At 72.2% G+C, this 7,105-nt stretch carries 4 protein-coding genes and 1 pseudogene; 2 read left to right on the forward strand and 3 right to left on the reverse strand.

The features are described from left to right. Positions 1-1,168 (reverse strand): ATP-binding protein (locus DQW85_RS30525; protein WP_240197524.1); only part of this gene is annotated, 1,168 nt, incomplete at its 3' end. 52 nt (positions 1,169-1,220) lie between these two features. Next, positions 1,221-1,964, reverse strand: coding sequence for an AMP-binding protein (locus DQW85_RS30530; protein ID WP_113703272.1), 744 nt, complete (start codon positions 1,962-1,964; stop codon positions 1,221-1,223). A 222-nt stretch (positions 1,965-2,186) separates the two neighbouring features. Here DQW85_RS30530 and typA point away from each other — a divergent pair, with 222 nt between their 5' ends. Both typA and DQW85_RS30540 read left to right on the forward strand, forming a co-directional pair. Further along, complete coding sequence (gene typA, locus DQW85_RS30535) at positions 2,187-4,037, forward strand: translational GTPase TypA (RefSeq protein ID WP_113703273.1); 1,851 nt, start codon at positions 2,187-2,189, stop codon at positions 4,035-4,037. A 110-nt stretch (positions 4,038-4,147) separates the two neighbouring features. Next, positions 4,148-6,679 (forward strand): hypothetical protein, encoded by a 2,532-nt coding sequence (locus tag DQW85_RS30540; RefSeq protein WP_113703274.1) that lies wholly within the window; start codon positions 4,148-4,150, stop codon positions 6,677-6,679. Here the strand turns inward: DQW85_RS30540 and DQW85_RS30545 are convergent. Beyond that, positions 6,642-7,105, reverse strand: a pseudogene (locus tag DQW85_RS30545) (hypothetical protein); the annotation flags it as partial. The gene DQW85_RS30540 and the pseudogene DQW85_RS30545 overlap by 38 nt on opposite strands.

Below are 7,105 nucleotides of genomic sequence, written 5' to 3' on the forward strand. Positions count from 1 at the left end.
CGGCGCGCAGGTCGTCGAGCAGCGCCCGGCCGGCGGTCACGGCGGCCAGCCGCCGCGGCCACGGCAGGCGCGGCTCGACCAGCTCGGTCGTGAAGTGCCGTTCCTGGAGCTCGCAGAGCGCGTGGAGGTGGCGGTCGCGCACGGCCTCGCGCTCGCCCGCCTCCTCCAGCCGCCCGCGGGCGAAGCGCCTGATGGTCTCCAGCAGCCGGTAGCGCCTGCGGTCCTCGTCGCACAGCACGAGCGACTTGTCGACCAGCCCGCCGAGCAGGCCGATGACCTCCGCCTCGGCGATGGGCTCCCCCGCGCCGACCCGCTCGGCGAGAACCAGGTCGAACCCGCCGGCGAAGACCGACAGCCGCCGCAGCAGCACCTGCTCGTGGGCCGACAGCAGGTCGTGGCTCCACTGGACGGCGGCCAGCAGCGTGCGCTGCCTGGCGGGAGCCGTACGCCCGCCCGTGGTGAGCAGGGAGAAGCGGTCGTCGATCCGGTCGGCGATCTGCCCGGGACTGAGCAGGCTCGTACGGGCGGCGGCCAGCTCCAGCGCGAGCGGCAGCCCGTCGAGGGCCCGGCAGAGGCGGGCGGTGTCGGCCAGGCTCTCCTCGCCCAGCCTGGTGCCCGCGGCGGCGGCCCGGTCGAGGAAGAGCCGCACCGACTCGGCGTCGGGCGCGCCGGGACCTGGCAGGTCGAGCGGCGGCACCCGCCAGATCAGCTCACCGGCGATGCGCAGCGGCTCCCTGCTGGTGGCCAGGATGCTCAGCCGCCGGCAGGCGGCGACGAACCGGGCGCTGACCTCGGCGCACCGGTCGATCAGGTGCTCGCAGTTGTCGAGCAGCAGCAGGCAGCGGGTGTCGCCCAGCCAGGCGGTCAGGGTGTCGAGCAGCGGGCGGCCCGTCTCCCCACTCACGCCGAGGACTCTGGCCACCTCCTGCTCCACCTGCTCCGGCCGGTCGATCCTGGCCAGCTCGACCAGCCACACGCCGGCCGGGTAGGCGGGCACGAGCCGGGCGGCGACGCGCAGGGCCAGCCGCGTCTTGCCGATGCCGCCGATCCCGCACAGCGTCACCATGCGGGTGTCGGCGAGCAGCTCGCACAGCTCGTCGAGATCTCGTTCACGCCCGACGAACCGGTTGGGCTCGGCGGGAAGGTTGTGCCTGGGGGGTTGCGGCATGTGGTCACCCTGCGTCGCGGAAGGATCACACTTTCCCACAGTGTCGCACTTTTCACAGGCCAAGAGACTCGACGATCGCTCTTTCGTCGACGACACGCAGTGTCCGGTCGCCGGCCAGCCGTCTGGCGAGGTCGAACGGCGCGACGACGAGCGTGGCGCCGTACTCGTGCGCGAGCACCCGGCACGTGGTCAGCGTCGGCCCGAGGACGACGACCGCGCTCGCGCCCGCCATCATGGCCAGGTCGATCACCCGGAGCCCCTTGACGGCGTCGCTCACCGCGGCGAGCAGGACGTCGTCCTCGTCGATCATGAGGTCGGCGGTCAGCTTGCGCAGGTCGGCGGCGAGCTCGTCGTTGTCGAGCACGCGGCTCCCGTCGACGCTCAGCGCGGGGCCGGCCAGCGGCCCGAACTCCACCGTCCGCGGCCCCATCAGCGCCCTGAACGGGGTCGCCCCGCGGACCGGCTGCATCGTGAACACGTGCTCCACGTCGACCGCGGCCGGATCGTGGCAGCGGTCGGTGATCAGCATGCGGGCGCTGCCCGCCGATCCCAGCACGACCACGCCGCCCGACCAGGCGACGGAGTGCACGGCGACCGCGAACCGCGCGCCGAGCGGCAGGTCCACGAGCACCCGGTCACCGTAGCGGAGCCCGTGCCCGCGCAGCCCGGCGGCCGCGTGGGTGACCCGGCGGGCGAACGTGGCGTAGGAGAGGACCTCACCGGTCCGCACATCGCTCACCGCCGGCCTGTCGCCCCATACCGTGGCCTTGCCGATAACCAGGTCCGTCCAGGTCATGCCGTCAATGTAGGGACCCCAGGAACCGATGGCATGCGCACAAATGTGCAACCCCCTATGTACCTGAGCCCTGTTTCCGGCTCGTTGCGGCCCGGCGGCCCCGGCCTTCCGTCCTGTCCCTTGCCCCGCATCGCCCGGCGCCTGCCATCAGAAGGGATCAACTAGACTTGGTGGCGCCGCGACATCGCGCGGCGGCCCCACGACACAGAGCGAGACGTCATCATGCCTTTGAACAGCCGCGACGACCTGCGGAACATCGCGATCATCGCGCACGTCGACCATGGCAAGACCACGCTGGTCGACGCGATGCTCTGGCAGTCCGGGGCGTTCCGCGCCAACCAGGACGTCGACGACCGGGTCATGGACTCCAACGACCTGGAGCGCGAGAAGGGCATCACCATTCTCGCGAAGAACACCGCGGTCAAGCACGGCGGCATGACCATCAACATCATCGACACCCCCGGCCACGCCGACTTCGGCGGCGAGGTCGAGCGCGGACTGTCGATGGTCGACGGCGTGGTGCTGCTGGTCGACGCCTCCGAGGGGCCGCTGCCCCAGACCAGGTTCGTGCTGCGCAAGGCGCTGTCGGCGAAGATGCCGGTGATCCTGTGCATCAACAAGGTCGACCGGCCCGACGCGCGCATCAAGGAGGTCGTCGACGAGGTCTACGAGCTGTTCATGGACCTCGACGCGACCGAGGAGCAGATCGACTTCCCGATCGTCTACGCCTCCGCCAAGGCCGGCCGCGCCTCGTTGGAGCGCCCCGCCGACGGCGGCATGCCCGACCCGGAGGACCTGGAGCCGCTGTTCGACATCATCAAGTCGACGATCCCGGCGCCGACCTACGACCCGAGCGCGCCCCTGCAGGCCCACGTCACCAACCTCGACGCCTCCTCCTACCTCGGCCGCATCGCGCTGTGCCGCATCCACCAGGGCGTGCTGCGCAAGGGCCAGCAGGTGGGCTGGTGCCGCACCGACGGCACCATCCAGCGTGTCAAGATCACCGAGCTGCTGATGACGGAGGCGCTGGAGCGCAAGCCCGCCGAGGAGGCGGGCCCCGGCGACATCATCGCCATCGCCGGCATCCCCGAGATCATGATCGGCGAGACGCTGGCCGACCCCGACGACCCGCGCCCGCTGCCGCTGATCACGGTCGACGAGCCCGCCATCTCGATGACCATCGGCACCAACACCTCGCCGCTGGTCGGCAAGGTCAAGGGCGGCAAGGTCACCGCCCGCATGGTGAAGGACCGCCTCGACAAGGAGCTCGTCGGCAACGTCTCGCTGCGCGTGCTGCCCACCGACCGGCCCGACGCCTGGGAGGTGCAGGGCCGCGGCGAGCTGGCGCTGGCCATCCTGGTCGAGCAGATGCGGCGCGAGGGCTACGAGCTGACCGTCGGCAAGCCGCAGGTGGTCACCAAGACCGTCGACGGCAGGCTGCACGAGCCCGTCGAGCGCCTCACGGTCGACTGCCCGGAGGAATACCTGGGCGCGGTCACCCAGTTGCTCGCCGTCCGCAAGGGCCGCATGGAGCACATGACCAACCACGGCACCGGCTGGATCCGGATGGAGTTCGTGGTGCCGGCGCGCGGCCTGATCGGCTTCCGCACCGAGTTCCTCACCGAGACGCGCGGCACCGGCCTGGTCCACCACGTGTTCGACTCCTACGAGCCGTGGTTCGGCGAGCTGCGCACCCGCAACAACGGCTCGCTGGTGGCCGACCGCTCCGGCCCGGTCACCGCCTTCGCCATGCTCAACCTGCAGGAGCGCGGCACCCTGTTCGTCTCCCCCGGCACCGAGGTGTACGAGGGCATGATCATCGGCGAGAACTCCCGGTCCGACGACATGGACGTCAACATCACCAAGGAGAAGAAGCTCACCAACATGCGCTCCTCCACCAGTGAGGAGACGGAGAAGGTGATCCCGCCGCGGGTCCTGTCGCTGGAGCAGGCGCTGGAGTTCATCCGCGAGGACGAGTGCGTGGAGATCACGCCTGACGCGGTGCGCATCCGCAAGGTCGTGCTCGACGCCGCCACCCGCGCCCGCACCACCGCCCGCGCCAAGCGCGCCTGACCTCCCCGGCACGACCGCCGCCCGCTCGGCGCGGGCGGGGCGGGCGAGGTGTGACCACACCGTTACCCGGGACGGAGAACCTCCGGGCGCTCGCGTGGATCATCCACACTGTGGGGAACCTCCGGATCGTCCTGGCGTTCACGTTGGCCGTCCTCTCGGTGGGGACGATCGTGTGGTGCACCGCGGCGGCGCGGCCGGTGGGCGAGCACACGAGACGCCCGGTGCCCGCCTCACCCGATCCGTGGGAGCCGACCCCAGGCCCCGGGCCCGGGACAGTCCCCGACCGCGAGGCCACGACCGAGGTGATCGTGAGCAGGGCGGGCCGGGCCGACCTGATCGGGGTGCCCAGCGGGCGGCTGGACGAGCGACAGCGCCAGGTCAAGGTGACCATCGTCCATCGGCTGCGGATGAAGGTGGCCGACGAGCTGGCCGCGACGCTGCGGCGGGGCAGCGGTTTCCCGGGGAGCATCCAGCGGTTCACCGACGACGGGTTCGGGCCGATCAAGGTGGGCAACACCGTACTCGCCCCGACGAGCCGGCTGGCACCGATCCTGACCACCAGCGGCGGGCGGACCACGGTGGAGTTCAAGGTGACGCTGCTGCGGCAGTTGGAGCCCGGCGGCCTGATGGAGATGTCGTTCGGCGCGCCGGCCATGAGCCCGCCGATCGTGGGCGAGCGGACCGTCACCCTGTTCCCCGGCGAGTGGACCGTGCTGCGGACGTGGGGCATCCTGCCCTCCCGGGAGGAGCCGGAACGCCTGGAGTTCACGGCCAGGGCGCACTCGGCGAGCGTGACACTGGCTCATGACCAGCACGGGTTCCCGGATGTGCAGCGGGAGGACGACTTCTCGTGGGAGACCGCGCTCGGCGTGCTGACCGCGGTGGTGGTGGTCGCGCTGCTGCTGCGCGCGCTGGGCCTGTCCTGGTGGGAGCGGGAGCCGAACCGCGAACTGGCGGTCGGTCTCGCGCTGTGCGCCCCGGCGCTGCTGGCCGCGGTGCTGGTGCCGGGGTGGAAGCCGTTCGCGTACGTGGTCCTCTTCATCGCGGTGCCCCTGCTGGCGGTGCGGCACGCGGGCCGGACGCTGCCGACCAGCCCGCCGTGGACGGTTCGCGACCTGCTCGGCGCGACCGCCCTCGGCGTGCTCCTGGCCGGGGGCATGCTGTCCTGGTCATGGCTGCACGGGCAGTTGCCCGCCGAGACGCTGCTGACCGGCGCGGCCGTGGCGGCGCTGGCGGCGTCGGGTGCGGCGGTGGCGTTCAGCGCGGACCTCGGCGTCCGGGTGGTGATCGTACGGCTGGCCGTCCTGGGCGCGGGGTCGGCCATCGCCCTGCTGGCGCTGGCCCTGTGGGCCAAGGCGCTGCTGACCGGGGTGTACCCGCCTGACAGCGTCCGGCTGGTGCTCGCCCTGGCCTGGGCGAGCATCCCGTTCGCGGCCGTGGCGGTGGCCACCCGGCAGTGGACGCACGGGGCGCTCCTCGCCGCCGCGGCGGCGAGCCTGCTGGTGCAGGGCTGGCCGACGGAGTGGCTGGACGCCGGATCGTGGAGCCTCCCGCTCCTGTCCAGCGCCGCCCCGCCGCGGATCGGGATCCTGGAGCTGGACCCGCTGGCGCGGGGCGTGCTGGGGCTGCTGCTGCTGGGGTTCGCGCTGCTGGTGCTGCGGCTGCGGCGGCTCGGCGACTCGGTGTCCGCGATCAGCAGCCCCTCGGCCGAGGCGACCATGATCGTCTGCCTGATGGTGCTGTACCTGACGCCGCGGGGCAGCATCACGCTCGCCGGCAGCAACGTGCCTCTGCCGCTGCTGTCGATCACATCGATCGTGGCCTGGATCTCGGCCCGCTGGCTGCTGATCACCCCGCACCCGTCGATCGTCGAGCCGACCTCGCCCGACGAGCACCGGGAGCTGGTCAGGGTCGCCCTGCACAAGCGGCTGCTGCTCATCTCCGAGCAGGAGCTCTACCGCATCGGCCGGGGCAGGATCGGCGCGGGCGAGATGTCGATGGCCGACTTCGACGCCCAGCGCCACGACCTGGAGGTGGCGCTCCAGCGCCACGGGCGCGATCCCGAGACCGCCTTCGCCACCGCCGCGGGCTGCTCGCCGTGGGTGAACGGCATCTACGGGTTCGTGGTGGGCATGCTGCTGAGCCTGCCGTTCGCGTTCCTGTACGGCTGGCCGTCCGGCGTGGACCTGAGCAGCTTCGTCTTCGACACCCGCTACCTGCTCACGCTGCCCGCCTTCGGGTTCCTGTTCGGCTACTTCTACCCGCGGATCCGCGGCACCCAGCCCATGACGAAGGCGCTCCACCTCATGGCCGCGGCGCTGCTCACCGAGCTGTCCGGCTACGTGTCGACGCTGGTGGAGCCCGACATCGGCGTCATGGACAAGGTGCAGGCCGTCGCCATCGTGGGCGGGCAGGTGGCGCTGGTGTGCATCGGGCTCGGGCTCTACTGGGAGTGGCGCCTGATGCACCTGGCCGGGGAGCCGTGGGGGCGGGTGCGCAACGTCCGCAGCCTGCGCAGCCTGGCCACGCCGCTGCTGGCCGTCGTCATCGCCGCGGTCACGACAGCCGCCACCTCGGCGGCCGGGCAGACGGTCGAACGGATCCTCAGGGGCGACGACCAGGTGACGAGCGCTCCGAAGTGAGCACCACGTAGCCGTCGCGCTCGAACCTCACCTGGTAGCCCCGCCCGACCAGGTCGCGTACGCGGGCCCGCTGCTCGTACACGTCCGCGAACGGGAACGTCCGGCGCCCCACGTCGGCCACCACCCACGGCGCCCACCGCGGTGTCCGGTCCCACAGCAGCACGGTGCTCCGGCCCGACAGCGCGGGGGCGAGGTTGTTGGCCGCCTCGACGAGCACGCGGTCGGGCACCACGGCCACGGCGGCGGCGGCCGCGCGCTCGTGCCCGTCGTGGCGGTAGGACGAGGGATCGGCCAGGGCGGACAGGGAGAAGAACGGCACGGCGGCGACCGCGAACCCGGCCACGCCGGCCGCCCAGCCGACGACGACCCGCTCACCCGCCCACGACCGTCGAGCGGGCCGCTCACCGGCCCCCGGCCATCGCACGC

Origin of the sequence: Nonomuraea lactucae (assembly GCF_003313395.1) — a bacterium.
Taxonomy (GTDB): Bacteria; Actinomycetota; Actinomycetes; order Streptosporangiales; family Streptosporangiaceae; genus Nonomuraea; species Nonomuraea lactucae.